Annotated in this window: 29 protein-coding genes and 1 tRNA gene; 13 read left to right on the forward strand and 17 right to left on the reverse strand. The window is 59.6% G+C overall.

The window, feature by feature from the left end; all coding sequences use genetic code 11:
• Nucleotides 1-110 precede the first annotated feature (110 nt).
• Nucleotides 111-1,595: an inorganic phosphate transporter gene (locus tag GOW09_RS02835; protein ID WP_171115489.1), complete on the forward strand. Its 1,485-nt coding sequence runs from the start codon at nt 111-113 to the stop codon at nt 1,593-1,595.
• A 15-nt stretch (nt 1,596-1,610) separates the two neighbouring features.
• Here the strand turns inward: GOW09_RS02835 and GOW09_RS02840 are convergent, their stop codons facing one another.
• From GOW09_RS02840 to GOW09_RS02860, 5 genes are all read right to left on the reverse strand, one after another.
• Nucleotides 1,611-2,795 carry a VWA domain-containing protein gene (locus GOW09_RS02840; RefSeq protein WP_171115491.1) on the reverse strand — a complete coding sequence of 395 codons (1,185 nt, stop codon included), beginning with the start codon at nt 2,793-2,795 and terminating at the stop codon, nt 1,611-1,613.
• Nucleotides 2,796-2,799: 4 nt separating this feature from the next.
• Nucleotides 2,800-2,997: a hypothetical protein gene (locus tag GOW09_RS02845; RefSeq protein ID WP_171114672.1), complete on the reverse strand. Its 198-nt coding sequence runs from the start codon at nt 2,995-2,997 to the stop codon at nt 2,800-2,802.
• Nucleotides 2,978-4,345, reverse strand: a complete 1,368-nt coding sequence (locus GOW09_RS02850; RefSeq protein ID WP_171115493.1) for a DUF2927 domain-containing protein — start codon at nt 4,343-4,345, stop codon at nt 2,978-2,980. The genes GOW09_RS02845 and GOW09_RS02850 overlap by 20 nt, the downstream gene beginning before the upstream one ends.
• Nucleotides 4,342-4,731 (reverse strand): N-acetyltransferase family protein, encoded by a 390-nt coding sequence (locus GOW09_RS02855; RefSeq protein WP_371808022.1) that lies wholly within the window; start codon nt 4,729-4,731, stop codon nt 4,342-4,344. The genes GOW09_RS02850 and GOW09_RS02855 overlap by 4 nt, the downstream gene beginning before the upstream one ends.
• 170 nt (nt 4,732-4,901) lie before the next feature.
• Nucleotides 4,902-5,747, reverse strand: coding sequence for a MoxR family ATPase (locus GOW09_RS02860; protein ID WP_152458249.1), 846 nt, complete (start codon nt 5,745-5,747; stop codon nt 4,902-4,904).
• A gap of 382 nt (nt 5,748-6,129) precedes the next feature.
• Between GOW09_RS02860 and dksA the strand changes: the two genes are divergently transcribed.
• Together dksA and GOW09_RS02870 are read left to right on the forward strand one after the other, a co-directional pair.
• A complete protein-coding gene (gene dksA / locus GOW09_RS02865) occupies nt 6,130-6,552 on the forward strand; it encodes an RNA polymerase-binding protein DksA (RefSeq protein ID WP_170344000.1) in 423 nt (140 codons plus the stop codon).
• Nucleotides 6,553-6,591: 39 nt separating this feature from the next.
• Nucleotides 6,592-7,770: an FAD-dependent monooxygenase gene (locus GOW09_RS02870; RefSeq protein WP_371808016.1), complete on the forward strand. Its 1,179-nt coding sequence runs from the start codon at nt 6,592-6,594 to the stop codon at nt 7,768-7,770.
• Between the two features lie 4 nt (nt 7,771-7,774).
• Here GOW09_RS02870 and xth read toward each other — a convergent pair whose 3' ends face one another.
• Both xth and GOW09_RS02880 read right to left on the reverse strand, forming a co-directional pair.
• Nucleotides 7,775-8,554, reverse strand: a complete 780-nt coding sequence (gene xth / locus GOW09_RS02875; protein WP_171115497.1) for an exodeoxyribonuclease III — start codon at nt 8,552-8,554, stop codon at nt 7,775-7,777.
• A gap of 278 nt (nt 8,555-8,832) precedes the next feature.
• Nucleotides 8,833-9,156 carry an iron-sulfur cluster assembly accessory protein gene (locus tag GOW09_RS02880; protein WP_152458245.1) on the reverse strand — a complete coding sequence of 108 codons (324 nt, stop codon included), beginning with the start codon at nt 9,154-9,156 and terminating at the stop codon, nt 8,833-8,835.
• A 76-nt stretch (nt 9,157-9,232) separates the two neighbouring features.
• Here GOW09_RS02880 and GOW09_RS02885 point away from each other — a divergent pair, with 76 nt between their 5' ends.
• Entirely contained in the window at nt 9,233-10,372 is a 1,140-nt protein-coding gene (locus GOW09_RS02885; protein WP_171115499.1) for a deoxyguanosinetriphosphate triphosphohydrolase, read from the forward strand.
• Here GOW09_RS02885 and GOW09_RS02890 read toward each other — a convergent pair whose 3' ends face one another.
• On the reverse strand, nt 10,373-10,924 hold the full coding sequence (locus GOW09_RS02890; protein WP_171115501.1) for a hypothetical protein: 552 nt from the start codon (nt 10,922-10,924) through the stop codon (nt 10,373-10,375).
• Between the two features lie 133 nt (nt 10,925-11,057).
• On the opposite strand from GOW09_RS02890, the gene argS reads away from it, so the two are divergent.
• The 6 genes from argS (at nt 11,058) to GOW09_RS02920 (ending at nt 16,668) form a co-directional block, all read left to right on the forward strand.
• Entirely contained in the window at nt 11,058-12,803 is a 1,746-nt protein-coding gene (gene argS / locus GOW09_RS02895; RefSeq protein ID WP_171115503.1) for an arginine--tRNA ligase, read from the forward strand.
• An 88-nt stretch (nt 12,804-12,891) separates the two neighbouring features.
• Nucleotides 12,892-13,956 carry an SPOR domain-containing protein gene (locus tag GOW09_RS02900; protein ID WP_171115505.1) on the forward strand — a complete coding sequence of 355 codons (1,065 nt, stop codon included), beginning with the start codon at nt 12,892-12,894 and terminating at the stop codon, nt 13,954-13,956.
• Nucleotides 13,953-14,960, forward strand: a complete 1,008-nt coding sequence (gene nagZ / locus GOW09_RS02905; protein WP_171115507.1) for a beta-N-acetylhexosaminidase — start codon at nt 13,953-13,955, stop codon at nt 14,958-14,960. The genes GOW09_RS02900 and nagZ overlap by 4 nt, the downstream gene beginning before the upstream one ends.
• Nucleotides 14,950-15,744, forward strand: a complete 795-nt coding sequence (locus GOW09_RS02910; protein ID WP_152458239.1) for a ScpA family protein — start codon at nt 14,950-14,952, stop codon at nt 15,742-15,744. The genes nagZ and GOW09_RS02910 overlap by 11 nt, the downstream gene beginning before the upstream one ends.
• Nucleotides 15,737-16,387, forward strand: a complete 651-nt coding sequence (gene scpB, locus GOW09_RS02915; protein WP_152458238.1) for an SMC-Scp complex subunit ScpB — start codon at nt 15,737-15,739, stop codon at nt 16,385-16,387. Before GOW09_RS02910 ends, scpB begins: the two co-directional genes overlap by 8 nt.
• A 65-nt stretch (nt 16,388-16,452) precedes the next feature.
• Nucleotides 16,453-16,668: a hypothetical protein gene (locus GOW09_RS02920; RefSeq protein WP_171115509.1), complete on the forward strand. Its 216-nt coding sequence runs from the start codon at nt 16,453-16,455 to the stop codon at nt 16,666-16,668.
• A 3-nt stretch (nt 16,669-16,671) separates the two neighbouring features.
• Here the strand turns inward: GOW09_RS02920 and GOW09_RS02925 are convergent, their stop codons facing one another.
• The 8 genes from GOW09_RS02925 to GOW09_RS02960 all read right to left on the reverse strand — a co-directional run bounded on the left by GOW09_RS02925 (nt 16,672) and on the right by GOW09_RS02960 (nt 22,028).
• Nucleotides 16,672-17,751, reverse strand: a complete 1,080-nt coding sequence (locus GOW09_RS02925; RefSeq protein ID WP_171115511.1) for a 2'-deoxycytidine 5'-triphosphate deaminase — start codon at nt 17,749-17,751, stop codon at nt 16,672-16,674.
• 61 nt (nt 17,752-17,812) lie between these two features.
• Nucleotides 17,813-17,889: transfer RNA gene (locus GOW09_RS02930), tRNA-Pro, on the reverse strand.
• Between the two features lie 61 nt (nt 17,890-17,950).
• A complete protein-coding gene (locus GOW09_RS02935; protein WP_171115513.1) occupies nt 17,951-18,556 on the reverse strand; it encodes a MerR family transcriptional regulator in 606 nt (201 codons plus the stop codon).
• Between the two features lie 18 nt (nt 18,557-18,574).
• Nucleotides 18,575-18,877 (reverse strand): integration host factor subunit alpha, encoded by a 303-nt coding sequence (gene ihfA, locus GOW09_RS02940; RefSeq protein WP_152458234.1) that lies wholly within the window; start codon nt 18,875-18,877, stop codon nt 18,575-18,577.
• Nucleotides 18,878-18,973: 96 nt separating this feature from the next.
• Nucleotides 18,974-19,945 (reverse strand): beta-ketoacyl-ACP synthase III, encoded by a 972-nt coding sequence (locus GOW09_RS02945; protein ID WP_171115514.1) that lies wholly within the window; start codon nt 19,943-19,945, stop codon nt 18,974-18,976.
• Nucleotides 19,946-19,966: 21 nt separating this feature from the next.
• Nucleotides 19,967-21,055, reverse strand: coding sequence for a phosphate acyltransferase PlsX (gene plsX, locus GOW09_RS02950; RefSeq protein WP_152458232.1), 1,089 nt, complete (start codon nt 21,053-21,055; stop codon nt 19,967-19,969).
• A gap of 24 nt (nt 21,056-21,079) precedes the next feature.
• Nucleotides 21,080-21,286 (reverse strand): 50S ribosomal protein L32, encoded by a 207-nt coding sequence (gene rpmF, locus GOW09_RS02955; RefSeq protein ID WP_008756996.1) that lies wholly within the window; start codon nt 21,284-21,286, stop codon nt 21,080-21,082.
• Nucleotides 21,287-21,491: 205 nt separating this feature from the next.
• Nucleotides 21,492-22,028 (reverse strand): DUF177 domain-containing protein, encoded by a 537-nt coding sequence (locus tag GOW09_RS02960; RefSeq protein WP_171115516.1) that lies wholly within the window; start codon nt 22,026-22,028, stop codon nt 21,492-21,494.
• An 85-nt stretch (nt 22,029-22,113) separates the two neighbouring features.
• Between GOW09_RS02960 and GOW09_RS02965 the strand changes: the two genes are divergently transcribed.
• From GOW09_RS02965 to GOW09_RS02975, 3 genes are all read left to right on the forward strand, one after another.
• On the forward strand, nt 22,114-22,587 hold the full coding sequence (locus tag GOW09_RS02965; protein WP_152458230.1) for an outer membrane protein assembly factor BamE: 474 nt from the start codon (nt 22,114-22,116) through the stop codon (nt 22,585-22,587).
• Nucleotides 22,588-22,671: 84 nt separating this feature from the next.
• Nucleotides 22,672-23,427: a GNAT family N-acetyltransferase gene (locus GOW09_RS02970; RefSeq protein WP_171115518.1), complete on the forward strand. Its 756-nt coding sequence runs from the start codon at nt 22,672-22,674 to the stop codon at nt 23,425-23,427.
• Nucleotides 23,428-23,495: 68 nt separating this feature from the next.
• Nucleotides 23,496-25,304, forward strand: coding sequence for an ABC-F family ATP-binding cassette domain-containing protein (locus GOW09_RS02975; protein WP_254442689.1), 1,809 nt, complete (start codon nt 23,496-23,498; stop codon nt 25,302-25,304).
• Nucleotides 25,305-25,741: 437 nt separating this feature from the next.
• Here the strand turns inward: GOW09_RS02975 and GOW09_RS02980 are convergent, their stop codons facing one another.
• Nucleotides 25,742-26,296, reverse strand: a complete 555-nt coding sequence (locus tag GOW09_RS02980) for a sugar O-acetyltransferase (RefSeq protein WP_171115520.1) — start codon at nt 26,294-26,296, stop codon at nt 25,742-25,744.
• Nucleotides 26,297-26,301: the final 5 nt, after the last annotated feature.

Below are 26,301 nucleotides of genomic sequence, written 5' to 3' on the forward strand. Positions count from 1 at the left end.
TCGTGCGCCGAAACAGGCACAACCTTCGATAAGTTGTGATCTTGCGATATGAGCTGTTGATTATTTCAACGATCCCACTTAACCGACGGGGCGCTATCGATGGGGGACCCATGACCGACAAGAACTATGAAGCGCGTCACCTGGAAACACTCGACCGGGATTTGCGGCGCTTTTCACGCCTAGAAATGGCGACCGCACAGGCTGGACGGCCCTTTGTGGGCTCAGGGATTGCCCTGGCATTCATTGTCACCGCAGGCCTTGTGGCCGCTTTTCTGTTCGGGCAGGGCAACAACGCGCTTGTCGTCGTGATCGCGGCGATGTTCGGGGCCTATATGGCGCTGAATATCGGGGCCAATGACGTCGCCAACAACATGGCCCCTGCGGTGGGGGCGAATGCGCTGACCATGGGCGGTGCCATCGCGATTGCCGCCATTTTTGAAAGCGCCGGGGCGCTCATTGCCGGGGGCGATGTCGTGTCGACCATCGCCAAGGGAATTATTGCGCCGGAAAGCATGGGAACGGCCAACGTCTTCATTTGGGCGATGATGGCGGCGCTGCTGTCCTCGGCGCTTTGGGTCAATCTGGCCACATGGGTCGGCGCGCCGGTTTCCACCACGCATTCGGTTGTGGGCGGCGTCATGGGGGCAGGGATCGCCGCGGCTGGGTTCGGCGCCGTAAGCTGGGGTACCATGAGCAAAATCGCCGCCAGTTGGGTGATCTCGCCACTTCTGGGAGGCTTGGTCGCAGCCGGTTTCCTGTGGTTCATCAAGGCCAGGATCATCTATCAGGAAGACAAGATCGCCGCGGCCCGCAAATGGGTGCCGATGCTGGTCGGGATCATGGCGGGCGCCTTTGCATCTTATCTGGCGCTCAAGGGCCTCAAGAAAATCATCAAGATCGATCTCGGGACGGCGTTGCTGATCGGTGCGGCGTGTGGAGGGCTGATCTGGGCAGTGATGATCCCGGTGATCCGCCGCCAGTCCGAAGGGCTTGAGAACCGCAACAAATCGCTGAAGATTCTGTTTGGAATTCCACTGATCGTCTCTGCAGCGCTGCTGAGCTTTGCGCATGGCGCAAATGACGTTGCCAACGCGGTGGGGCCGTTGGCCGCGATTGTGCAGGCTTCTGCCTCGGGCGATTTCACTCATGCCGTCAGCATTCCCCATTGGGTCATGGTCATCGGTGCGTTCGGGATATCGTTCGGCCTGTTCCTGTTTGGTCCGAAACTGATCCGCATGGTCGGCAGCCAGATCACCAAGCTCAACCCGATGCGGGCCTATTGCGTCGCCCTGTCGGCCGCGATCACGGTGATCGTTGCAAGCTGGCTGGGCCTGCCTGTCAGTTCCACCCATATCGCGGTTGGCGCTGTCTTCGGGGTCGGGTTCTTCCGGGAATGGGATGCCGAGCGGAGGCTGAAACGCGCAAGGCTGGCCTTTCCCGAACGCCCCCGCGTCGCGCCGGAAGAACGCCGCCGCCGCAAGCTGGTTCGCCGGTCGCATTTCCTGACCATCGTTGCCGCGTGGGTTATCACTGTTCCCGCAGCCGCAATGCTGGCAGCGATCCTGTTTCTTGGGATTCAGGTGATTGCCGGGTAAACTCTGGCGCTGACCTCAACGGGTCAGCGCTTTCATTCCCTGTTCCAGCCCTGCCAGGGTCATCGGCACCATGTGGCCTTCGAAGATTTCCTGAATCATGCCGATGGAATGGGTGTATTCCCAATATTTCTCGGGCACGGGATTGATCCACAGGTTCGACGCCCATTGATCCCGCGCCCGATGCAGCCAGACTTGCCCGGCCTCGGCGTTCCAATGCTCGTTGGCGCCGCCGGGATAGGCGATCTCATATGGGCTCATCGAGGCGTCGCCGACGAAGATGCATTTGTAGTCGGGCCCATAGGTGCGCAACACTTCATGCGTGGGCGTCTGCTGGTCCCAGCGGCGGCGATTGTCACGCCAGACGCCTTCGTAAAGGCAATTGTGGAAATAATAATATTCCAGATGCTTGAACTCGGACCGTGCGGCTGAAAACAGCTCTTCCACCACTTTGATATGCGGGTCCATTGAACCGCCAACATCCAGGAACAGCAGGACCTTGACCGCGTTGTGACGTTCGGGGCGGGTCTTGACGTCCAGATAGCCGTGTTCGGCCGTGGCGCGAATGGTGCCGTCCAGATCCAGTTCTTCCGCAGCACCTTCGCGCGCCCAGCGGCGCAGGCGTTTCAGGGCAACCTTGATGTTGCGCGTGCCCAGTTCAACCGTGTCGTCTAGGTTCCTGAATTCGCGCTTGTCCCAAACCTTGACCGCGCGCTGGTGGCGGCTTTCCTTTTGGCCGATGCGCACGCCTTCGGGGTTGTAGCCATAGGCCCCGAAAGGAGAGGTCCCGGCCGTGCCGATCCACTTGTTGCCGCCCTGATGGCGGCCTTGTTGTTCCTTGAGACGCTCGCGCAGCGTGTCCATCAGCTTGTCGAAACCGCCAAGCGCCTCGATCTCGGCTTTTTCCTCGTCTGACAAGTGTTTTTCGGCCATTTTGGCCAACCAGTCGCCGGGGATGTCAACGGCTTCCAGAACTTGGTCAAAGCTGATCTCGTACAGCCCTTCGAAACTGGCGGCAAAGGCGCGGTCGAACTTGTCAATGTTGCGTTCGTCCTTCACCATCGACACGCGGGCGAGATAGTAGAACGCCTCGACATCATAGGTGGCCAGACCCTTTTTCATGCCTTCCAGAAAAGTCAGATACTCCCGCAGCGATACCGGGATGCCAGCTTTGCGAAGGTTTTCGAAAAAGGGCAGGAACATCGTGTCAGGCCACCAAACGCACCAGAATCAACGAGATCACCAGACCCACCAGCGCAAAGGCAATGCCGTATCCGGCGGCATATTGCGCCATGTCGGCCCGATTGCCGCTGCGCTTTTTCGCGGCCAGTGCGCCTAAGGTCGCACCCAGTGCCGCCATTCCCAGAACTACCAACATATGTGCGTCATCCGTCTTTCGTGCCATCCGTGTTTCTTCGGCCATTGCCCCGCGACAACGACTGGGCCACCAGATCCGAGCCAAACCCGTACCGCGCCCATCCCAAGCTGTCCAGCCTGACGGCACGTGCCTGCTGTATCTGCCCCGCCTGCTTCAGCGCTTCTGATTTCAGCAACAACAACGTGGCCAGCAAAGACGCATTTTCAGCCCGTGTCATGACATCGATGGCCCTGTTCAGCTCGGGCAGCACACTGGGTCCCTTTTCCTGTGCCAGCGCAAATGCCGCGGTTTGCGTGGTGACATAGGCCTGATGCACCTCTGTGCCTGGCGTGGCCTTCAGAAATTGCTGCGCAATCTGAAACTGGCGTTGAGCTTCGTTGGGGTCCCGGAATTGTTCCATCCGGCCTATCAGGTAATGAGGATAGGCGCGGCGGTGATCCGTCCATCCCTGTTGTTGACCGATCCGCGCCGCCTTTCGGGCAGCGCGCAGCTGTCTGGGCGACCCTGCGCCCGGTCCCAGTGATTTCTGAATCGCGTCAATCCATTCGCGCGGCGTATCCGTAAAGGGTTGAACGGGCACCCTGTCCCCGCGCGGGTTCATCCGGCTGAGAACCCCCGGGATGACCGCGGCGACCTGATCGCGGGTCATGCCGGTGCGCAGTTCCGGCGCATAGGCAGCCCGCAGGATCAACATGTCAAACCCGGTCAGAACCGTATGGATATTGTCGTCGTTGAACACCGAATCCGGCAGGTGATACAGATCGTTCAGCGGACCAAGCGCTTGTGCCAGTTCTTCATGCAGGCAATCACGTATTTCCTGCGGACTGACGTCGTATGGGATGAAAATCCCAAGCCGTTCGCGTTTGCGCAGTTCAGTCCAGCTGCTTTTGATTTTTCGGCGGTCACGGCGATATTCTTCAAGGCTCGAGGAGTTGGGGACGACGAAACAGGCCGCATTGGGCAGAATGCGCAGAATGTCTTTCTGGCTGACGGCTTCGATGGTGATATTGGCCTGTCCTTCGTCGATCTGTCGGATGTTGATCCCGGCCTCGCGCTTCAGACGGTTTAGCAACCGGGTCAGATCCTGCTGCATGCTTGCGGTCGGCGATCCGGTCAGACGGACAGTGACCGGGGTCTCAAAACGCGTGAAAACGGGCAGGGCGGCGCCGCTTTCCAGTTCGAAATGCAGGGACAGGAAGTCAGAGGCGATGTTCTTGTTGGACCGAGCAGGCGGCGAAGGGCGCGCCGTTGAAAAAGACTTTTCAGGCGGCAGGCTTGCTTCGATGGGCGCGACCTGATCGGGCAGTTCGATCGTTTCAACCGTCGCGCAGCCGGCAACAACCAGTGCCAGAAAAAGGGCACTCAATCGCTTCATGAGCGGGCGTACTTGATGAACGGTGTCAGTGTGCCGATGCGATCATACAGTTTCCGCGCAGTGTGGTTGAATTCCTGGGTCAGCCAATAGACCGACGGCGCGCCCTGACGATCTGCCTCATCATAGACCGCCTGGATCAAGGCCCGGCCAACGCCTGCCCCCCGTGCCTCGGGTCGCGCGAACAGGTCTTGCAGGTAACAGACCTTTTCCACCTTCCAAGCGTGGCGATGAAACAGATAATGTGTCAGTCCGACCAGGGCGCCATTCTGCTCGGCAACGAAGCAGGAAAAATCCTGCGGGTCGTCGCCCAGCAGTCTGGAAAAGGTTGTTTCGTATACATCATCGGGCAGGGCAGTTTCATAAAATGCCAGATAGTCCCGCCACATGTCGGCCCATTGGCTTTTGTCCTCGGCACGCAGGGTGCGGATTGTCAGTGCGTTCGCCACGCGATTCATCCAATTCTGTGGGCGGCGAAGCTCTGTTTCGCCAGATGGGCCGATGCTGGCATCCGGGCCGTCCCAAGGCAAGCCATGATCACCGACCGGTCCCCCTCTGGCTATCGTTTGCCGCGCGCCATAAAGGCCAGACGTTCGAACAGATGCACGTCCTGTTCATTCTTCAGCAGCGCGCCATGCAGTTTCGGAAGCGCATCTGCGCCGCCGCGCTTGAGGTCTTCGGCACTCAGGTCCTCGGCCAGCAGCAGCTTCAGCCAATCCAGCACTTCCGATGTTGACGGCTTTTTCTTGAGCCCCTGCGTCTCGCGGATTTCATAGAACTGGGTCAGGGCGGTGGTCAGCAGCGCATCCTTGATGCCGGGGTGATGAACCTCGACGATGCGGCGCATCGTGGCCTCGTCCGGGAAGCGGATGTAGTGAAAGAAACAGCGGCGCAGAAACGCGTCCGGCAATTCCTTTTCATTGTTCGAGGTGATGATGACGATAGGGCGGTTTTTGGCCCGGATCGTTTCCCCTGTCTCGTAGACATGGAACTCCATCTTGTCGAGTTCCTGCAAAAGGTCGTTTGGAAACTCGATATCCGCCTTGTCGATCTCGTCGATCAGCAGAACGACCTTTTCGTCGGCCTCGAAGGCCTGCCACAGCTTGCCCTTGCGTATATAGTTCGACACGTCATGCACGCGTTCCTCACCCAACTGGCTGTCCCGCAGGCGGCTGACCGCGTCATATTCATACAGGCCCTGCTGCGCGCGGGTGGTGGATTTCACATTCCACTCAATCATCCTCAGCCCCAGTGCGCCGGCCACCTGTTTGGCCAGCTCTGTCTTGCCGGTGCCGGGCTCGCCCTTGACCAGCAATGGGCGTTCAAGTGTGACGGCGGCGTTCACGGCAATCGTCAGATCGTCAGTGGCGACATATTCGGCTGTACCTTGAAAGCGTGCGGTCATGGGCCTCTCGTGTGGTTTTTCGTGATCCGTGGGCAGGTTGTGTTGTCCGGGTTACAGACGGTCAACGTTTTTGACAACCCGCGTCCCTGCGTCGGTTGAGGCGATTTTTGCAGGAACTCCAAGCCCTTTTGGTTGATTCGTGTGCGCGAATATACCCTGCCAATTGACACCTGCCTCAAAAAGGCCTGCTAAATTTCATAGAAAAACAGGGTTTTGTTGTTGTTTGTCTCATATTTAGACAAAACAGCACGAGGGCGGGCTGAAGCAACGTTTGTGTAGTGACAATCCCACGCCCGTCGGCTAAACGCTGCGCAGAAGGGGGTGCCAAATGTCAGGTGAAACATCCGCGACCGACGTTTCTGGCCATACCGAGGGAGCAAATATGAAACAGGAAGTTTTTCTGCCGGAGGATTACCGCCCGGCCGAAGATGAACCTTTCATGAATGACCGTCAGCTTGAATATTTCCGCCGCAAGCTGTTGGATTGGAAGAACGAGCTTTTGGCGGGCAGCCGCGATACGATCGAAGGGCTGCAGGACAACACCCGAAACATTCCGGATGTCGCAGACCGCGCGAGCGAGGAGACCGATCGCGCTCTGGAACTGCGAACACGTGATCGTCAGCGCAAGCTGGTTGCCAAAATCGACGCAGCCCTACGCAGGATCGAAGAAGGTGAATACGGGTATTGCGAAAAGACCGGCGATCCGATTTCGCTGAAACGTCTGGATGCACGTCCGATTGCGACCATGACGCTGGAGGCGCAAGAGCGCCACGAGCGCCGCGAAAAGGTCCACCGCGACGATTGATCGCCGGGTGAAACTGGAAAATTTCGAACGCCGGGGCCTGTGGCTCCGGCGTTTTTGCGCTATGCGGGGGGCATGAAGATCAATCGGTTGAATTTCTGTGTAATTGGCGGCGGCATCGGCGGTCTGGCGGCTGCGTTGGCGCTGCGGCAACACGGGGCGCAAGTCACCCTGCTGGAGCAAGCCCCGGCATTGACCGAGGTTGGCGCAGGTCTTCAGATCAGTGAAAATGGGATGTGCGTGTTGCGTGCGCTTGGGGTGGCGGATCTGTCTGCGGGCCAGAAATCGTATGGTACGATCTTGCGCGATTACCGCAAAGGGCGCGTTGTCAGTCGGCTGCCCGGGCCTTCGGCTGGCCCGACCTATTATTTTCACCGTGCCGATTTGTTGAATCTGCTGCATTCTGCGGCCCGCAAGGCCGGTGTGGATGTCCGTCTGGGGGCCAAGGTTTCCAACGTGCAAAAACACCCCAACGAAGCCGAAATTCTGTTGGCGAGCGGCGAGCGGCTGCGCGCCGAATGCGTCATCGCCGCCGACGGTGGCCGAAGCACGATTCGCCCGGCTCTGAACGGGCCCGAGACACCCGAGTTCACGCACCAGGTCGCCTGGCGCGCCACCATTCCCTGGCGACCGGATTCAGACGTGGTGACGGCATCCCTGTCCATGGGGCCGGGTCGGCATGTCGTAACCTATCCATTGCGCGATCAAAGCATGATGAACATCGTTGCGGTCGAGGAACGCTCGGACTGGCGGGAAGAGGGATGGAAGCTGAACGGTGACCCGGACGAGCTGCGCGCACGTTTTTCAGGGTTCGGCGGTCCGGTCGGTGAGATTCTGTCAAAGGTTTCGGATGTGAATCTGTGGGCCCTGTTCCTGCGCCCGGTCGCAGAAAAGTGGCAAAACGGTCGTCTGGCATTGCTGGGGGACGCGGCGCATCCGACCTTGCCGTTCATGGCGCAAGGCGCTTGCCTGGCGCTGGAAGATGCCTGGACGCTTGCACGATCATTCGACGAACACTCGGGTGTCACCAGCGCGCTTGCAGCCTACGAGAAAATGCGCCGGCCAAGGGCAGAAAGCGTGGTTGCCGCTGCCGGGTCGAACGCACGCAATTTCCACCTGTCAGGCCCCGCACGTCTGGCGGCCCAATGTGCGCTTATGGCCATCGGAGGGAAACTGTCACGCCGTTACGAATGGATCTACAGCTACGACGTCACGGCCTGAAACGCTAGATATCCAGATCGACCCAGACAGGCACGTGATCCGAAGGTTTTTCATGCCCGCGCACGGCTGCATCAATCTGGCAATCCCGCATTAGATCCGCCGCTTGTGGGGTCAGCAGAAAGTGATCGATCCGAATTCCGTCGTTCCGGTTCCAGGCCCCGGCCTGGTAGTCCCAGAATGAATAGTGCCCCGCGCTTTGGGTGGTGGCCCGGAACGCTTCGGTGAAGCCCAGATTCAGGATCTTGCGAAATGCGGCGCGGCTTTCAGGGCGAAACAATGCGTCTTTGCGCCATGCTTCGGGGCGTTTGGCGTCCTCCGCCTGCGGGATGATGTTGTAATCCCCCGCCATCAACGCAGGCTCTTCGGTTGCCAGCAAATCACGGGCACGGTCATACAGCCGTTTCATCCATGCCAGTTTGTAATCGTATTTCGGGCCGGGTGCGGGATTGCCATTGGGCAGGTACAATCCACAGATCCGAAGAGCCTTTTTACCAACGACGGTGGCTTCTATCCAACGGGCCTGTTCATCCGCGTCATCGCCGGGAAGGCCGCGGGATACATCCTCGAGGGGAAGCTTGGACAATATTGCAACGCCGTTGAAGCTTTTTTGCCCGTGAGTTTCCACGTTGAATCCACGCTCTTCGAATATCTCGCGCGGGAAGTTTTCGTCGACCGATTTGATCTCTTGCAAAAGCACAACGTCCGGCTGCGCTTCATCCAGCCAACGGGGCAGGGCTTCGACCCGCGCCTTGATGCCATTGATGTTGAACGTGGCGATTTTCATGCGCGATCCTCCGAAGACTTGGTGCAACCTATCGCTCAGAACGGGTCCAACGGCAAGGCGGAGATCGGATTTGCGAGGCTCTGCCCCGCGCTCCGGGATATTTTGGGCCAGATGAAGAAACGGAATATTAACTGAATTTCTTCAAATTGGGGTGGCGGTACAGGCGGGGACGCCGATGACCGCGCCAGGTGAAGTCCTCTGGTCTTACGGTCAGAGGGCGGACCCCTGCTTCATCTGGCTGAAAATATCCTGGGGGTGTGGGGGCAAAGCCCCCACGGTTACATCGAAAAAGATGTGCCACAACCGCAGGAAGAGGTGGCGTTGGGGTTGTCGATCACAAATCGCGCACCGATCAGTTCCTGGGTGAAGTCGATGACCGCGTTTTCCAGGAAGGGCAGCGAGATCGCGTCAACAATGACTTTTTGCCCTTTACCTTCAAGGACCAGATCATCTTCTTTTGGCGTGTCCAAAGCGATTTCGTATTGAAAACCCGAGCAACCGCCGCCTTCCACTGCGACGCGCAGTGCCTGACCCTGATCCGCCGCGCCGATTTCAGCAAGGCGTTCGAAAGCGCGATCCGTGACTGTTGGGGGCAGATTCATGCCGGTCTCCAATGGTTTCCTTCCGTTACGCCATACAATATAGAAAGCGCAAGGACAGGCGACAAGGACAGGCCATTTGGACAGAGCTAGTTTTGCCTCGGATCCGGACCGCACCAGGGGGCGGCATGTGCCCGAGGAGGAAAGCAGTTTCCGATCATGCTTTCAGCGCGACCGGGACAGGATCATTCACGCCAGTGCCTTTCGGCGCCTCAAGCACAAGACGCAAGTGTTCGTTGAACATGAGGGCGATAGCTACCGCACCCGCCTGACCCATTCCATCGAGGTGGCGCAGGTGGCGCGGACCATTGCCGGCGCCCTGAGTCTGAACCCAGAGCTGACCGAAGCCGTGGCCCTGGCGCATGATCTGGGGCACACGCCCTTTGGACATACCGGCGAGGACGCGCTGCACGCGTTGATGAAGCCCTTTGGTGGTTTTGATCACAACGCACAGGCCATTCGGATCGTCACAAAGCTGGAGCGCCACTATGCGGAATTCGACGGGTGCAACCTGACTTGGGAATGCCTGGAAGGGATTGCCAAGCACAACGGGCCGGTTGATGGCGATCTGCCCTGGGCATTGGCCGAGTGCAATCAGGATTTCGATCTTGAACTGCACACCCATGCCAGCGCGGAAGCCCAGGTTGCGGCCCTTTCCGATGACATAGCATACAACAATCACGATCTTCTGGACGGGTTGCGCGCGGGGTTGTTCTCGGACGACGATTTGCAGGACCTGCCGATTGTCGGGGTCTGTTACGCCGAGGTGGATGCCAGATACCCCGGGCTGGATTCCTATCGCCGGCGTCACGAAGCGCTCAGGCGGGTTTTCGGGGTCATGGTGGCGGATGTCATCAACACTTCGAACGATCTCATTGCTGTGTCTGGCGCGCAGTCCGTCGAAGAAATCCGACATCTTGGGTATCCTGTCATCCAGTTCTCGGATGAAGTTTGGGCGCAACTGCGTGAAATCAGGTCGTTTCTGTTCACACGGATGTATCGCGCACCCAGGGTGATGTCAGTGCGGGCAGAGGTGGCAAAGATCGTGGAAGATCTGTTTCCGATCTACATGAACGATCCCAGGCAAATGCCTGTGCGCTGGCACGATGACATTGAAGCTGCCAGGGACGACACAGCCTTGGCCCGCATCGTTTCCGATTACATTGCGGGCATGACCGACCGATTTGCCTTGCAGGACCATGCGCGGCTGACGGGCTGATCACTCCACGGCTATGTAAGCGATGGCCCAGACTTGCTGAGCGGCTTGTTTAGCGGACTGTTCGGCGTTCTTCGTTGGTGGGAACACGATCATCGTCGGGCCGTAACCTCCGATCCCCATCGGTGCGCCATCAGCATGCGTTGCAACGATCGGTTTGTGCGTGGCGATACTGTCCCACTCGATTTCAGCCTGATACCCATCCAGCGCCATGGGAAGAGCGGTTTTCCCCTCGGCCCCTGCCAATGTCATGACCTCTGCCAAAAGCGGGCCTGAAAACCTGTAATCCCGCTCATTGCCCGGAGGACCATAGGGGATAGTGATCTCGAACTGCTCCAGCCCGTCCAGCATAGCAGCATCAAACCCAGCCGCGCCGCCATGCGTGACCTCCAGATAGCCCAGCAGACCGCCGTCATTCTGACCCCGCGCGGGCAGGTTTGTTTCGCTGACCGCGCCGCCCAGCGTCAGCAGCACGTGGCCTTGCGGCTGTGGCAGGTCGGCCAGCGCAGGCAGGGCGGCGGACAAAAGCAAGGCAAAAGACAAGGTGCGGTGCATCAACGGTCTCCGGTAGCTGTGTACAGGCCTGAGATTAGCGAGATGTTTCGCCAAACCAAGCTTAAACATTAGGCGTCCATTGACCTTGCCGCATTGCGTGGTAAACCCCGCGACAAGCAAAAGGACATCCGAAATGAACCTGTTTTCCGAGATCCGCGGCCTTGTACTGGACGCGCTGGCGCAGATGCAGTCCGAAGGCGCATTGCCCGAGGGGCTGGGCTTTGACAACGTGGCGGTCGAGCCTCCGCGCGACGCGGCGCATGGGGACATGGCAACCAACGCCGCGATGGTGCTGGCGAAACCTGCCAGGATGAAGCCGCGCGACATTGCGGATGTTCTGGCCGGGAAACTGGCAGCGGATGACCGGATCACAAGCGCAGAAGTGGCAGGGCCCGGTTTCCTGAACCTGCGTCTTGCGCCGTCCGTCTGGCAAGGCGTGTTGGCGGCTGTGCTGGAAAAAGGCACCGATTTCGGGCGCTCGACCATGGGGCAGGGGCAGAAGGTCAATGTTGAATATGTTTCTGCCAACCCGACCGGTCCGCTGCATGTCGGGCACACACGCGGCGCGGTGTTTGGGGATGCGTTGGCAAGCCTGCTGGCCTATTCGGGCCATGACGTAACCCGCGAATACTATATCAACGACGGCGGCGCGCAGGTGGATGTGCTGGCGCGGTCGGCCTATGAACGCTATCGCGAGGCCAATGGCCTCAGCCCCGAGATTGCCGAAGGACTGTATCCCGGCGATTATCTGATCCCGATTGGCGAGGCGCTGAAAGAGAAATATGGCGACAGCCTGATCGACAAACCGGAAAGCGAATGGCTGGAAGAGCTGCGCGAGTTTTCGACCGACGCGATGATGGACCTGATCCGCGCCGACCTGAAGGCGCTGGGCGTAGAGATGGATGTGTTCTTCTCGGAAAAATCGCTCTATGGCACAGGCCGGATCGAGGCCGCGCTGCAATCGCTGACTGAAAAGGGCCTGATCTATGAAGGCGTGCTGGAGCCGCCAAAAGGCAAAAAGCCCGAAGACTGGGAGCCGCGCGAACAGACCTTGTTCAAATCCACCGAACATGGCGATGACGTCGACCGCCCGGTCAAGAAGTCGGACGGCAGCTGGACCTATTTCGCCCCCGATATCGCCTATCATTATGACAAGGTGAGCCGTGGCTTTGACGCGCTGATCGACGTGTTCGGGGCGGATCATGGCGGCTATGTCAAGCGGATGAAGGCGGCCGTGTCGGCCCTGTCCGATGGCAAGGTGCCGCTGGATATCAAGCTGACGCAGCTGGTGAAACTGTGGAAAAATGGCGAGCCGTTCAAGATGTCGAAACGGGCCGGGAACTTTGTCACCCTGCGGGATGTGGTCGATCAGGTTGGCCCGGATGTGACGCGTTTCGTGATGCTGACCCGCAAGAACGACGCGCCGCTGGATTTCGATTTCGACAAAGTGCTGGAACAGAGCCGCGAGAACCCCGTGTTCTACGTGCAATACGCCCATGCCCGGGTGATGAGCGTGCTGCGCCGTGCCGCCGAGGCGGGGATCGACGCCACCGACGACACGTTACGCGGGGCCGATCTGGCGTCGCTGGACCACCCCGCCGAACTGACGGTTGCCAAGAAGCTGGCGGAATGGCCACGTCTGGTCGAGATCGCCGCGCGGACCAACGAACCGCACCGTGTCGCCTTCTATCTGTATGAACTTGCAGGGGATTTTCACGCTTTGTGGAACAAGGGCAATGACGAAACCCAGCTGCGTTTCATTCAGGATGGCGATGTTGTCACAAGTCAGTCGAAAATTGCGCTGGCCCGGGCCGTTTCTGTTGTGATTTCAGCGGGCTTGGGTATTCTTGGCGTCACCCCGGCGCAGGAGATGCGGTAACAAATATCGCCCGAACCGCCGGTACGAGGTAGGCAAGAAATGACCCGCGCGCCTTATTTTCGGGCGCGAAGCGGGCAGTGAGGCGGACATGGCGAGTTACGATTACTCGGGGCACCAAAGCCCCGGGCAGAATGATTACCCGAATCAAGCGCATTTCGAGGATGCGTATGACTATCCCGACGAGATGCAGGATTACGACGCGCCGCGCGGCGCGTTCGGACTGGGGCGGGCCGTCAATTTCCTGGGGGCTGTCGCATCGTTGGCACTGGTCGCCGGCGTCGGAATCTGGGGATACAAGCTTGTCATGCGGGATGTCAGCGGCGTGCCGGTCGTGCGGGCAGCCGAAGGGCCGATGCGGGTGCAGCCCGAAAACCCGGGCGGAACACCAGCCGATCATCAGGGCTTGGCCGTCAATGCCGTGGCAGCCAAGGGCAGTGCTGCCGCCCCGGCGGATCGTCTGATTCTTGCGCCGCGGCCGGTCTCGTTGACGGATGAAGACGTACCCGCCGCTGATCTGAAGCCGACACCGGCGCTGCATGTGGTGGAAAAACCGATTTCAACCCAGGAAGCCGCCCGATTGCGCCAGAACGCAGTGGATGCGCTGGTTGCGGAATTGGCTGGTGAAGCAGCCAAAACGCAGCAAAACGCCGAGGATGGTGTGCAGCTGGCATCGCTGACCACCCCCGAGGAAGAACCCGCAATTGACCCGGCCGATTTCGCAGCCGCTTTGCCGGACCCGGCCATTGCCGCGCTGCCGGGTGTGCGCCGGTCCTTGCGCCCCTTGACCCGCCCGGCACGCACCTCACGCAGCCGGGTGTCGCCAAGCGAGAATTCCGAAGACGCTATCAATGCCGCGGTCAAGGCTGCGGTTGGGTTGGATGTTGATCCTGATACGCTGGCAAAAGGCACGCGTCTGGCGCAGCTTGGAGCCTATGACAGCGTTCAGGTGGCGCAAACGGAATGGGATCGCCTGATCGGGAAGTTCGGCGAATATATGGCCGGAAAACAGCGCGTTATCCAGAAAACCTCAAGCGGTGGGCGCACCTTTTATCGCCTGCGCGTGCTGGGCTTTGAAGACCTGAGCGACTCGCGCCAGTTTTGTGCCGCGCTTGTTGCGCAAGGGGCTGATTGTATCCCGGTGGCCGTCAGGTGAAGTACGGTGCCACGATCACCGATGCAGAGGGCCTGCGCCTGACGCAACAGGAAAAAGACTTGTTTCGGCAGATGAACCCGTTCGGGTTCATTCTGTTCGCCCGCAACATCGAACACGCGGATCAGGCGCGCGCCTTGTGTGATGATTTCCGCGAGGCAGTCGGGCGTAATTGCCCGATCACCATCGATCAGGAAGGTGGCCGCGTGCAGCGCCTGCGGGCGCCGCTGGCTCGCGAATGGCTGCCTCCGTTGGGTCACGTGGCCAATGCCGCCGAGCAGGCCGAGCGCGCCATGTATCTGAGGTACCGCCTGATTGCCGATGAATTGTTTGGTCTGGGCATCGACAGCAACTGTGCGCCCATGGTGGATGTCGCGCGCCCCGAGACGCACAAGTTCCTGAAGAACCGCTGTTATGACTCTGATCCTGAACGCGTTTCCAGAATTGGCAAAGCCGTGGCGCGGGGCCATTTGGATGGCGGAGTGCTGCCGGTGCTCAAGCATATTCCGGGCCATGGACGTGCCACGCTGGACAGCCACCATGACTTGCCGCATGTGGATCTGCCCCTGGATGAGCTTGAGCGCAGCGATTTCGTGCCGTTCCGGGCCTTGAACGACCTGCCGATGGGGATGACTGCGCATTTGGTCTATGACCGGATTGACCCGCAGCCTGCCACCATCTCGGCAACCATGATGGATGTGATCCGCGACAGGATTGGCTTCGGCGGGCTGATCATGACCGATGACATCGGGATGAAGGCGCTCAGCGGAACGCCTGCTGAGGTATCGCGGCAAGCCATAAGCGCGGGCTGTGACGTCGTTCTGCACTGCAACGGAAGCTTTGCCGAGCGCGCCGAGGTGCTGGAAGCTGCCGGGGAGATGTCCGATGTGGCACAGGCCCGCGCAGAACGGGCGCTGGCGATGCGCAAAGCTCCGCAGGAACTTGACATCCCTGCCGCCGAGGCGGAACTATCTGCCCTAATGGGCGGGCAGGTATATGAACGATAATCTTTTCAGCGAAGATCCTGTCTCGGTCGCGGATCGTCTTGCGGCCGAAGCGCTGATTGTTGATGTCGATGGGTTCGAAGGCCCGCTGGACGTTCTTTTGACCCTGTCGCGCACGCAGAAGGTTGATCTGAGGAAAATTTCCGTACTCGCGCTGGCGCAGCAATACCTTGCCTTTGTCGAAAAGGCGCGGGCGCTGCGGATCGAACTGGCCGCCGACTATCTTGTGATGGCGGCCTGGCTGGCGTTTCTCAAGTCCCGCCTGCTGTTGCCGCCAGACCCCGAAGACGAGGGACCTTCGGGCGAAGAACTGGCTGCACATCTGGCGTTTCAATTGGAACGCTTGCAGGCGATGCGCGACGCTGCGGCACGATTGATGGCGCGCGATCAGCTGGGGCGAGATTTCTTCAAACGCGGGCAGGGCGAAGATATCACCCGGATCCGCACCGTCACCTATTCCGCCACGCTACTGGATCTGATGCAGGGCTATGCCCGCATCCGCACCCGTGATGAATTCCGCCCGTTTGTGATGGACCGCGATTCGGTATTCACCATGGAACAGGCACTGGAACGGATGCGACCGCTGATCGGGTTTGCCGGGACATGGACCGACATGGAAACTTACCTGCCCGATGGCTGGGATTCCGACCCGGTACGGCGCAGGTCGGCAACGGCGGCGACCTTTGCGGCCTCGCTGGAACTGGTGAAAGAAGGACATATGGAAATCAAGCAGAGCGAGACATTCGCTCCGATCCAATTGCGCAAGAGGACCGAAACACGTGACTGATGCCCCAGAAGAGACCGGTACGCTGTTCGAGGCGCCTCCACTGGCAGAGCAGGAGCGTATGGTCGAAGCCGTTCTTTTCGCCAGCGCCGAGCCGGTGACGATTGCGGATCTTGAGGCGCGGATGCCCCATGGCAGCGACGCGGCGCAAGCGGTTGAATTGCTTCAGAAACGTTACGAGGGGCGTGGCGTGCGCGTGGTGCGCGTGGGGGATGCCTGGGCCATCCGCACGGCCCCTGATCTGGGTTTTCTGATGCAGAAGGAAACGGTCGAGACCCGCAAGCTCAGCCGCGCCGCGATCGAAACTCTGGCCATCGTGGCTTATCATCAGCCCTGCACGCGGGCCGAGATCGAGGAAATCCGGGGTGTGTCGGTTTCGCGCGGGACCATCGATCAGTTGCTTGAGATGGAGTGGATCAAGCTGGGCCGCCGCCGCATGACGCCGGGTCGTCCGGTGACGTTTGTGGTGACGCCTGAGTTTCTGGATCATTTTGGTCTGGAAAACGCGCGCGACCTGCCGGGCCTGAAAGAGCTGCGCGCCGCGGGATTGTTGGAAAATCGGCCTCCGCCGGGTGCGATCCCTTTGGGGGAAGGGCGCGAGGACGAAGTTGACGAAGACCAGAGCGAGTTGTTCGAAGAAGAGTGATCGAACAGCCCTTTTGTTGCCGCATAAAGCGTCTATCTTTGTGCGTGAGGACACGGAGTTGAGCGATGAATGCAAACCGGATCATCGACATGATTGTGCGTCAGGTCATGCGCCGTCTGGTCAACAAAGGTGTGAACAAGGGTATCGATCTGGCCAGCCGAAAGGGCGGCGGACCCGGCACATCGAATGGGCCCGGAAAAACCAGCGCACCGAGACATGCGCAGAACCTCAGGCAGGCACAGCGCGTGACCCGTCAAATGCGCCGGTTCATGAAGTTCTAGGGGTCAGCTTGCGGCTTTGAAGTGCTTTGACAGTTTCAGGCCCTGACCCTGATAGTTCGAGGCAATGCCCGCACCATAAAGCTGGGTCGGCATTTCAGACATTTTTTCATAGACCAGACGTCCGACGACCTGTCCGTGTTCCAGCACGAAGGGCGCTTCGTGGCAGCGCACTTCAAGCACGCCGCGGGAACCGGCCCCCCCGGCAGCGGCATGGCCAAAACCGGGATCAAAGAAGCCTGCATAATGCACTCTGAACTCACCAACCATCGCCAGATAGGGTGCCATTTCAGCCGCGTACATCGGTGGAATATGCACCGCCTCGCAGCTGACAAGGATATAGAACGCACCGGGGTCCAGGATGATGCAACCATCCTTGGTGCGCACTTCTTCCCAATAGTCCTGCGGATCGTATTCACCGATTCGATCCAGATCGATCACCCCGGTATGAGGTTTGGCGCGATAGCCCACAAGATCGGTATCGGGCAGTTGCAGGTCGACCGAAAAGCCCAGACCGTCCTGAATGACAGCAGGTCCGTCCACAAGCGGAGATTCGGCATGCAAGGACCTCAGTTCCACATCGGACAACACGGCCTGACCCTGGCGGAAACGGATCTGGTTCAAACGCATCCCGGGACGAACCAGAACCGAGAACGAGCGCGGGCAGATTTCGGCAAAAAGCGGGCCTGTGTAACCTGCGGGCACCCGGTCGAACTCGGTACCGCCATCGGTGATCGTCCGCGTCAGAAGGTCCAGTCGCCCGGTCGAGCTTTTGGCGTTGGCCACGGCGCTCATGCTGTCGGGCAGCGCAAGCGATTCCATCAGGGGCACCAGATAGACGCAGCCCTTTTCCAGAACCGCGCCATCCGAGATATCGATGCGGTGCATCTCAAACTCGGTCAAGCGATCCGTAACGGTCCGGCCTTCGCCCGCAAGAAATGAGGCGCGCACACGGTAAGCCACTGTTCCCAGTCGCAAATCAAGGCTGGCAGGTTGAATCTGGGCAGGCAGAACCTCGGGTTCGGCGGTGATCTCACCGCGCGCGATCATCGCCTCTAGCTGTTGGTTCGGGCAAACACCTGTCATCTCGATCCCCCCTGGTGCCAGAGCGGGATCTGGCCTGTATGCCATAAACGTCGGTGTAATTTGGTCGGGCTAGCAGGACTCGAACCTGCGACCTTCCGTCCCCCAGACGGACGCGCTACCAGGCTGCGCCATAGCCCGACGTTGGGGTGTTCATAAAGATTTTCCCGGCAGGGGCAAGAGGAAATCAATGCCTTTTGTCCTAACCCGTCGCCTGTGTTTCGACACGGTCCAGCCAGCGCCGCAGATCTTTTGCAATCGGAGCGATGCGCCGCAGCAGGTCGTCATCAAAATCTGTCTGATTCCACGCAAGCGACGCGATTCCCCCCATCAAGGGCGCGGCGTCCAGTTCGGGCTCTGGCTCCGGCTGTGATGCGTCAGAGGCGCGTGCGTTTGTCTGCGCATCGTCCTTGCCGGTTGGCTGGATCGGTTCGCGCAGATCCATGCGAATCTGTTCCGTTGCGGGGGCAGGCTTTGGTTCGAACGGCACCACGGTGTCCTGGACGGGCGCAATTGTGGCTGGGCTGGGATCGTCCAGGGAAGGGGACAGCGCCGCGACATGTGCGACGCCTTGTTCGCGCAGGATACGCTGGACACCTTTGATCGTGATTCCGTCTTCGTGCAGCAGTTTCTTGATCCCTCCCAAAAGACGCATGTCATTTGGGCGATAATACCTGCGTCCACCTGCGCGTTTGACGGGCTTTACCTGCGTGAACCGGCTTTCCCAGAATCGCAGAACATGAGCCTGAACACCGAGCCAGTCCGCAACTTCGCTTATGGTGCGAAAGGCATCGGGGGACTTACTCATAACCTGGACGTCCTGAACTTACTTGCGGTTCCCGGCTGCGACGCGATCTTTCATCAGATGCGACGGGCGGAAAGTCAGCACACGGCGCGGCTGAATCGGGACTTCTTCGCCGGTTTTGGGGTTGCGACCGACACGGGCGGTCTTGTCGCGAACACTGAATGTACCGAAAGACGAGATCTTCACCTGTTCACCACGCACCAAGGCGTCGGACATGTGGTTCAGAACGCTTTCAACCAGCTGCGCACTTTCGTTTCGTGACAGACCTACCTCACGAAAGACAGCTTCGCTCAGGTCCATTCGAGTCAGTGTTTTGTCGCCCATGCTAATTCCCCTGTTGCTATCGAAGCATATGGGTATGGCAAATTCGCTGTCAATATCAATGAATTGCGGGCGGCTGTGTAAGCCGGTTTGCGCCGGTTACCAGCGCAGAACCACTGCGCCCCAGGCCAGACCGCCGCCAATGGCTTCGGTCACGATCAGATCACCCGGCTTGATCTGTCCGCGCTGCTTGCCCACGGACAGGGCCAATGGGATGGATGCGGCCGACGTGTTTCCGTGATCCTGAACGGTCACAACCACGTTTTTCATCGGCAGGTTCATTTTCTTGGCGGTGCCCTGAATGATGCGGATGTTGGCCTGATGCGGCACGATCCAATCAACGTCCGAACTGCTCAGCCCCGCTCGTTCCAACGCTGTTTCCGCTGTTTTTGTAAGCTTTTCAACGGCATGACGGAAAACCTGATTGCCCTGCATACGTAGATGCCCGGTGGATTGGGTCGAAACACCGCCATCGACATAGAGAAGATCCTTGTAGCGCCCGTCCGAATTCAGGTCGGTTGCCAGAATTCCGCGGTCCTCGGCGGTGCCTGTGCCCTTTTGGGCCTCCAGTACCACTGCACCGGCGCCATCGCCGAAAAGAACGCAGGTGGACCGATCGGTCCAATCCATGATCCGTGAGAAAGTCTCGGCCCCGATCACCAGCACGCGTTTGGCCTGACCGGAAACAATCAGCGCATTTGCGTTGGACAGTGCAAAAACGAATCCGGCGCAAACAGCTTGCACGTCAAAGGCAAAACCCTTGGTCATGCCCAGCCGTGCCTGAACCATGGTGGCGGCCGAAGGAAAGGTCAGATCCGCAGTTGATGTCGCCAGTACGATTGCGTCAATATCATCCGCCGTCAGGCCCGCGTCGGCCAGCGCGGCCTGGGCGGCGTTGGTGGCCAGATCGGATGTCGTCTCGTCCTCGGCGGCAAAATGGCGGCGTTCGATCCCCGAGCGGGTCTTTATCCATTCGTCGGTCGTGTCCAGGGTTTTTTCAAACTCGGAATTGGGAACAACGCGTTCAGGCAAATAATGCCCGACACCTACTACAACTGAACGGCCTGCCATTTTCCGGTACTGCCTTTTTTGTTATTTATCTGTTTGCGGCGCTGATTGCGCGGCATCTTGTGCAAGCTGGGCAGTGGATGCAACCCGCGCAGCCAATTTTTCGGAAAAGCCGGACTGCGCCAGGGTGAAGGCCAGTTTGATCGCAGCTGACACGCCTGTTGCGTCAGCGCCGCCGTGGGATTTCACCACGGTGCCGTTCAGCCCCAGAAACACGCCACCATTCACGCGTCGCGGGTCGATCCGTTTCTTCAAACGGTTCAGTGACGTGATAGCCAGAATCGAGGCCAATCGGGATAGCGGGGAGTATTTGAACGCCTGCCGCAGCAGGTCACCGATCAGGCTTGCCGTGCCTTCGCCGGTCTTGATCGCGACGTTGCCGGTAAAGCCATCGGTTACAATGACATCCGCCTTGTCACCGGGGATGTCGCTGCCTTCGACGAAACCCACGAAATCGAAATTCGCCTGTTCCGCGAAGCCCGCGATCATCGAGTGCGCCTCTTTCAGTTCGGCGCGTCCCTTGTGTTCTTCGGTGCCGACATTCAGAAGCCCGATCCGAGGGCGGCTCAGGGCCAAACCGTTGCGCGCATAAGAGGCGCCCATCAGGGCGTATTGCAGCAAATCCTTGGCGTCGGCGCGCACATCTGCGCCGACATCCAGCATCACGTTGAACCCCTGAGGGTTGCGCGAGGGCCACAGTATCGCGATGGCAGGCCGGTTCACGCCCGGCAGTTTGCGCAGGCGCATCATCGACAGGGCCATCAGCGCGCCGGTATTGCCGCAGGACACCGCGCCATGGGCTTCGCCCTGGCGTACCGCTTCCAGCGTGGACCACATCGAGGTCTCTTTGCCGTTGCGCACGACCTGACTGGGCTTGTCCTCCATCGTGACCACGCCCGAGCAATCACGAAAAACGACGCGCCCCTCAAGGACACGCCGTTTGGCGACAAGCTTGCGCAATACCTGTTCGGGCCCGTGCAGCAAGAACCTGATATCCGGGTTCTTGTCGGCCGATTTCGCAAGACCGGCAACAACGACCGAGGGACCTGCGTCCCCACCCATAGCGTCGACCGAGATGGTTATCCGTCCGGCGTGCGTGGGCTGTTCAGTCATGCCTTGGTCTGCGCTCGATCAGGCTTAGGCTGCGTCTTCGTCCAGATCGATTTCATCGGCCTGAGCGACGACTTCGCGATCATCATAGTGGCCGCAGGATGCGCAAACGTGGTGCGGGCGCTTCAGCTCGCCGCAGTTCGGGCATTCGTTCGGGTTTGCAGCAACCAGAGCGTCGTGTGCGCGGCGGTTGTTGCGACGCGACTTGGAAACTTTGTTCTGTTGGACGGCCATGGTCTCAACCTTTGTCTGACTAGGGGTCGCAGAATCGCTGCCGACCCGGGTTTCGTAGTTCGTTTATCGTGGTTTGACGCGCGTTTAGGCGACGGGCCCCGCAATGTCCAACCCAAAATCCGATGAGCGCGCGAAAATACTGCGATTCTCGGTATGTTCAAGCGATTTTTCTGACCGCCTGCTATGACAGGAAATCTGCGCTCTGTCACTCGTCTTTTTTGAGCGCATCGCGCAACCCCGCCAATCCGGCGAAAGGTTTGGCGTCTTCGTCGGTCATCGCCTGTTTTCCGGGTTCGGTATGGTCTGCTTGACCCAGTTCCGCACCCTCCTTGCGCGGATATTGCGGCAGGGCCAGCGACAGCGCCTCGACCATCACCAATGCGGGGTCGATTTCCGGGCCCAAGGGCTCGGATTCGTCATCCTGGGGAATTTCGAACTCGGGTTCATCCGGGTCGGTCCAATCGGCCAGAAAGGTGCGGTGCACGGGAATGTCGATCCGGGTCGTGACCGGCTCGAGCGTCACGACACAGGGTTGGATCACGGTTGCACCGAGTTTGCCGTTGAGAACCCAGTCGCGCTTGCCTTGTGCGCGAAGCTCGCCGGAAAAGCTGAGTTTGCGCAGCCCCAGCAGCCCCAGATCCTGCCTGATCTCATCCAATGCGGCGTTTGCGGGACGCAGTTCAAAGGGTGTCGGGGCGTTCTGGGGCAGGTCAGCCACCCGAAATGATGTAACGTTGCCCATTCGTGAGCCTTTCTATGTGTTGAACCGTGGCAGCGGTTTCTGTAATCGGATAGAAGCCGTAAGAGGCCAAGGCAAGAGGGTGTGCATGTTGAAGGTAGTGAACCGGTTGAAACCAGCGACGAAATCGCTTGTGTTTGTTGCCTGTCTGGCTGCGGCCGGGGCCTGTACGCCGATCTACAAGAATCACGGCTATGTGCCTCCGGCCGAGGAACTGGCCGAAATCAAAGTGGGCGTCGATACGCGCGACAGCGTGGAAGAAGCCATTGGCGCACCGGGTGCGTCCGGGGTCGTGCGGGATTCGGGCTATTACTATGTCCGCTCGCGGGTGCGCCATTACGGCCCGAAACGGCCCGAAGTGGTGGCGCGCGAACTGGTCGCCATCAGCTTTGATCAGCGTGGGGTCGTCAGAAACATCGAGCGTTTTGGCCTGGAAGACGGCATCGTGGTTCCGCTGGAACGCCGTGTGACCGATTCCAACGTTCAGGACAAAGGCTTCCTGCGTCAGCTTTTGGGCAATATCGGCAACTTCAACCCGGCCAATATTCCTGGCTCCAACTGATCGCGCCGGAACCTTGCGTTGGTCACAAGGCGGTCACATGTCTTGTGTTAACGGTGTCGTGCCGACACTCGTGGGTCGGCACCCATGGAGGACGCGACCGTGTCGGCGGCAGTTATGTTGAGAAAGGGGCGCTATCGCGCCCGAATGGCGGAATCGGCCGAGGATATCAGGGCCGCACAAAGCCTGCGGACATTGGCATTCGGCACCCGGCAACCGGACATTGACGGTTTCGACACGCAATGCAGCCATGTCCTGATTGAAGATATGCGATCCGCCGGGCAGTTGGTCTGCTGCTTTCGGATGCTGACAATGGAACATGGCGGTGAAATCGGACGCAGCTATTCAGCACAGTTCTACGACCTGAGCTCGTTGGAAGAGTTCAGTGGCCGCATGGTCGAGATGGGCAGGTTTTGCGTTCATCCGGGTCTGAACGATCCCGGCATTCTGCGTGCCGCCTGGGGTGCAATGACGTCCCATGTCGATCAATACAATGTCCAGATGCTGTTTGGATGTTCGTCCTTTGCCGGGACCGAAACCGGGCGATACCTTGATGCCTTTGCAATGCTCAAACATCGCCACCTGGCCCCGAAACGGTGGTTGCCGCGGGTCAAGGCTCCGGACGTGTTCCGTTTTGCCGCACGTCTGCGGCGCCGGCCGGACGCGAAAAAGGCAATGTCGCGCATGCCGCCCCTGTTGCGGACCTATCTGATGATGGGAGGGTGGGTGAGTGATCACGCGGTTGTGGATCGCCACATGAACACGTTGCATGTGTTTACCGGGCTTGAAATCGGGGCGATCCCTCCGGCCCGAAAACGCCTGTTGCGGGCATTGGCCGGTTGAGATGAGTATTTCCGAAAAGGTGAAGACAGGGCGTTGACGCAGTGTGGCCGCCGGTTTAGCTGGCGGGCATGGCGAGAATTCCTTTGTTGCAGATGTCCGGCATATCCCTGACTTTCGGGGGCGAACCGGTGTTTTCCGAACTGGATCTGGTGGTACAGCCCGGTGACCGCGTGGTGCTGGTTGGGCGCAACGGGTCGGGCAAATCCACACTGATGAAAGTGATGGCCGGCCTGGTCGAGGCTGACCGCGGTGAAATTGTCGTGCCGCCCGGAAAATCCGTGGGCTATATGGAGCAGGACCCGACGATGGAGGGCTTTGCCACCCTGGGAGACTATGCGTCGAGCGGGTTGGAGCCGGGTGAGCTCTACAAGGTTGAACGGGCGGGTGCGGGGCTGAAATTCGATCCTGCGCGCCCGGTTGAGACTGCTTCGGGTGGTGAGCGGCGGCGGGCGGCATTGGCCAAACTGATGGCCGAGGCACCGGACCTGATGCTGTTGGACGAACCGACCAACCATCTGGATATCGAAGCCATCGCGTGGCTGGAGCGCGAGCTTGGGTCGACACGAGCGGCGTTTGTGCTGATCTCGCACGACCGGGCCTTTTTGCGGGCACTGACGCGGGCGACACTGTGGATTGATCGGGGCGCGGTTCGACGGCAGGAGCAAGGGTTTGACGCGTTCGAAGCCTGGCGGGACAAGATCTGGGAAGAAGAAGACCAGCAGCGTCACAAGCTGAACCGTCTGATCAAGTCCGAGGCCAAATGGGCGGTCGAGGGTATCAGCGCGCGGCGCAAACGCAATCAAGGCCGGGTGCGGGCCCTACAGGCGCTGCGGGCCGAAAAGGCGGCACAGATCAAGCGTCAGGGTTCCGCTGCGATGACGTTGGAGGCCGGGCCAAAATCGGGCCGCAAGGTGATCGAGGCCAAAGGGCTGGCCAAAGGGTTCGGCGACAAGCAGATCGTTCGGAATTTTGATCTGCTGGTGCAGCGCGGTGATCGTGTGGCCTTTGTCGGACCGAACGGGGTTGGCAAGACGACCTTGCTGAAGATGCTTCTTGGGCAGGTGGCGCCGGACGAAGGTTCGGTGTCGCTGGGTACCAATCTTGAGGTCGCGGTGTTCGATCAGACCCGTGCGCAACTGGACCCCGAGATGAGCTTGTGGGACAGCCTGACCGGCGACCCGGACATGCGGGTTTCCGGCAAGGCCGATCAGGTGATGGTTGGCGGGCAGCCCAAACATGTCGTGGGCTATCTCAAGGAATTCCTGTTTGACGAGCGGCAGGCAAGGGCGGCTGTCAAATCCTTGTCGGGTGGGGAAAAGGCACGGTTGCTGCTGGCCAAGTTGATGGCGAAATCTTCCAACCTTCTGGTGCTGGACGAACCGACCAACGATCTGGATGTCGAAACGCTGGATCTGTTGCAGGAGCTGTTGGACGACTACGATGGAACGGTTCTGCTGGTCAGCCACGACCGGGATTTTCTGGACCGCGTTGCAATGACGACCATCGCGATGGAAGGCAACGGGCGGGCGACCGTCTATGCCGGCGGCTGGTCCGACTATATTGCGCAGCGGGGTGAAGTTTCCGAGAAAAAAGACAACAAAACAAAGTCTTCCAAGCCGAAGGTGAAGCAGGAAGCAAAAGCCAGGTCGGGATTGTCCTTTTCCGAAAAGCACCGGCTGGAAAAGCTGCCGGCCGAGATTGAACGGCTGGAGGCCGAGATTGCAAAGCTCGAAGAATTGATGTCCGACCCCGAGCTGTTTACCCGCGAGCCGGTCAAGTTCCAGAAAGCGTCCGAGGCGCTTGTCGAACGGCAAGACAAGTTGTCGGCGGCCGAAGAGGAATGGCTGACACTGGAAGAGAAAGCCCAGGCTGAGTAGACGCCAACTGCGCGCGCCTTATCAGACAGCGTGGAAAAAGCTGCTCAAGACCGGAGTTCGCCTGCTGCTTCGGTTTTGCCTGGGACCGGACCAGCCGATCCGCGTCAATTCGTTCAGCTTGCTTCGGCTGCGACCCCGTCGAGCATATTTATTCAAGTGGTGAGGTGAAGCGCGTTCAAATGCGTCTGCGACGGTTCGCGGCTGTTCCCAATTGCATGGAAGGCAACGACACCGGGATGTGTCGCAACCACATTGGGGTCGTTTTGGGTGCATTCTTCTTCGGTGCAGGCGATGACACTTTTGAGTTCGGCGCGGTCAAAATCCACCCTTGCCCGGGCGCGCGCCCCCTTGGGGACACGTTTACCCTGCGCTGCCTGAAAAAAAACAGGCGCTGCGCCTTGTGATCAAGGCCCTGGCGGATTGGGGGAAAAGCAGGGTTATCGGTGGGCGCGTACAGGCCGGGCAGGGTTTCCAGCGACGGTCTCGCCGGCGGGAACGTCTTTTGTCACCACACTGCCCGCTCCGATGATGGCATTGTTACCGATCGTAACGCCCGGCATGATGATCGCGGCCCCGCCGATCCAGACGTTTTCGCCGATCCTGACCGGGTGGGCGATTTCGAGCCCCCGAGCCCGCAACGCAGGATCTTTCGCGTGTTCGGCGCAATAGATCTGCACCGCAGGCCCAAGCATCGTGTCATTCCCAATCGTCACCGGCGCGGTGTCGAGCACGACACAGCCTGCGTTGAAAAACACACGGTCTCCCAACGACAGGTTTATTCCGTAGGCACAGTGAAACGGAGCCTCGAGAAAGCAATCCCGTCCAACTACTGCGAACAGGGCTGCCAGTTCCGGCGCGATGGCCCCACGGGCATCCGGCGGGCATATGTTATGGGCATGAACGGCCCGGCGCGCTTCGGCGCGAAGCGCATCCAGTTCCGGGTCAAGGCAGCAATACCATTCACCCGCTTCCATTTTCTGCCGCTCGGTCATGAGCC

Source organism: Ruegeria sp. HKCCA5463 (assembly GCF_013034175.1).
Taxonomy (GTDB): Bacteria; Pseudomonadota; Alphaproteobacteria; order Rhodobacterales; family Rhodobacteraceae; genus Ruegeria.

Excerpts from the sequence above, each read along its gene's own strand:
- GOW09_RS02835 (WP_171115489.1), top strand. The coding sequence starts at position 111 with ATGACCGACAAGAACTATGAAGCGCGTCACCTGGAAACACTCGACCGG.
- GOW09_RS02840 (WP_171115491.1), bottom strand. The coding sequence starts at position 2,795 with ATGTTCCTGCCCTTTTTCGAAAACCTTCGCAAAGCTGGCATCCCGGTA.
- GOW09_RS02845 (WP_171114672.1), bottom strand. The coding sequence starts at position 2,997 with ATGGCACGAAAGACGGATGACGCACATATGTTGGTAGTTCTGGGAATG.
- GOW09_RS02850 (WP_171115493.1), bottom strand. The coding sequence starts at position 4,345 with ATGAAGCGATTGAGTGCCCTTTTTCTGGCACTGGTTGTTGCCGGCTGC.
- GOW09_RS02855 (WP_371808022.1), bottom strand. The coding sequence starts at position 4,731 with ATGTGGCGGGACTATCTGGCATTTTATGAAACTGCCCTGCCCGATGAT.
- GOW09_RS02860 (WP_152458249.1), bottom strand. The coding sequence starts at position 5,747 with ATGACCGCACGCTTTCAAGGTACAGCCGAATATGTCGCCACTGACGAT.
- dksA (WP_170344000.1), top strand. The coding sequence starts at position 6,130 with ATGAAACAGGAAGTTTTTCTGCCGGAGGATTACCGCCCGGCCGAAGAT.
- xth (WP_171115497.1), bottom strand. The coding sequence starts at position 8,554 with ATGAAAATCGCCACGTTCAACATCAATGGCATCAAGGCGCGGGTCGAA.
- GOW09_RS02880 (WP_152458245.1), bottom strand. The coding sequence starts at position 9,156 with ATGAATCTGCCCCCAACAGTCACGGATCGCGCTTTCGAACGCCTTGCT.
- GOW09_RS02890 (WP_171115501.1), bottom strand. The coding sequence starts at position 10,924 with ATGCACCGCACCTTGTCTTTTGCCTTGCTTTTGTCCGCCGCCCTGCCT.
- argS (WP_171115503.1), top strand. The coding sequence starts at position 11,058 with ATGAACCTGTTTTCCGAGATCCGCGGCCTTGTACTGGACGCGCTGGCG.
- GOW09_RS02900 (WP_171115505.1), top strand. The coding sequence starts at position 12,892 with ATGGCGAGTTACGATTACTCGGGGCACCAAAGCCCCGGGCAGAATGAT.
- GOW09_RS02910 (WP_152458239.1), top strand. The coding sequence starts at position 14,950 with ATGAACGATAATCTTTTCAGCGAAGATCCTGTCTCGGTCGCGGATCGT.
- GOW09_RS02920 (WP_171115509.1), top strand. The coding sequence starts at position 16,453 with ATGAATGCAAACCGGATCATCGACATGATTGTGCGTCAGGTCATGCGC.
- GOW09_RS02925 (WP_171115511.1), bottom strand. The coding sequence starts at position 17,751 with ATGACAGGTGTTTGCCCGAACCAACAGCTAGAGGCGATGATCGCGCGC.
- GOW09_RS02935 (WP_171115513.1), bottom strand. The coding sequence starts at position 18,556 with ATGAGTAAGTCCCCCGATGCCTTTCGCACCATAAGCGAAGTTGCGGAC.
- ihfA (WP_152458234.1), bottom strand. The coding sequence starts at position 18,877 with ATGGGCGACAAAACACTGACTCGAATGGACCTGAGCGAAGCTGTCTTT.
- GOW09_RS02945 (WP_171115514.1), bottom strand. The coding sequence starts at position 19,945 with ATGGCAGGCCGTTCAGTTGTAGTAGGTGTCGGGCATTATTTGCCTGAA.
- plsX (WP_152458232.1), bottom strand. The coding sequence starts at position 21,055 with ATGACTGAACAGCCCACGCACGCCGGACGGATAACCATCTCGGTCGAC.
- rpmF (WP_008756996.1), bottom strand. The coding sequence starts at position 21,286 with ATGGCCGTCCAACAGAACAAAGTTTCCAAGTCGCGTCGCAACAACCGC.
- GOW09_RS02960 (WP_171115516.1), bottom strand. The coding sequence starts at position 22,028 with ATGGGCAACGTTACATCATTTCGGGTGGCTGACCTGCCCCAGAACGCC.
- GOW09_RS02965 (WP_152458230.1), top strand. The coding sequence starts at position 22,114 with ATGTTGAAGGTAGTGAACCGGTTGAAACCAGCGACGAAATCGCTTGTG.
- GOW09_RS02970 (WP_171115518.1), top strand. The coding sequence starts at position 22,672 with ATGGAGGACGCGACCGTGTCGGCGGCAGTTATGTTGAGAAAGGGGCGC.
- GOW09_RS02975 (WP_254442689.1), top strand. The coding sequence starts at position 23,496 with ATGGCGAGAATTCCTTTGTTGCAGATGTCCGGCATATCCCTGACTTTC.
- GOW09_RS02980 (WP_171115520.1), bottom strand. The coding sequence starts at position 26,296 with ATGACCGAGCGGCAGAAAATGGAAGCGGGTGAATGGTATTGCTGCCTT.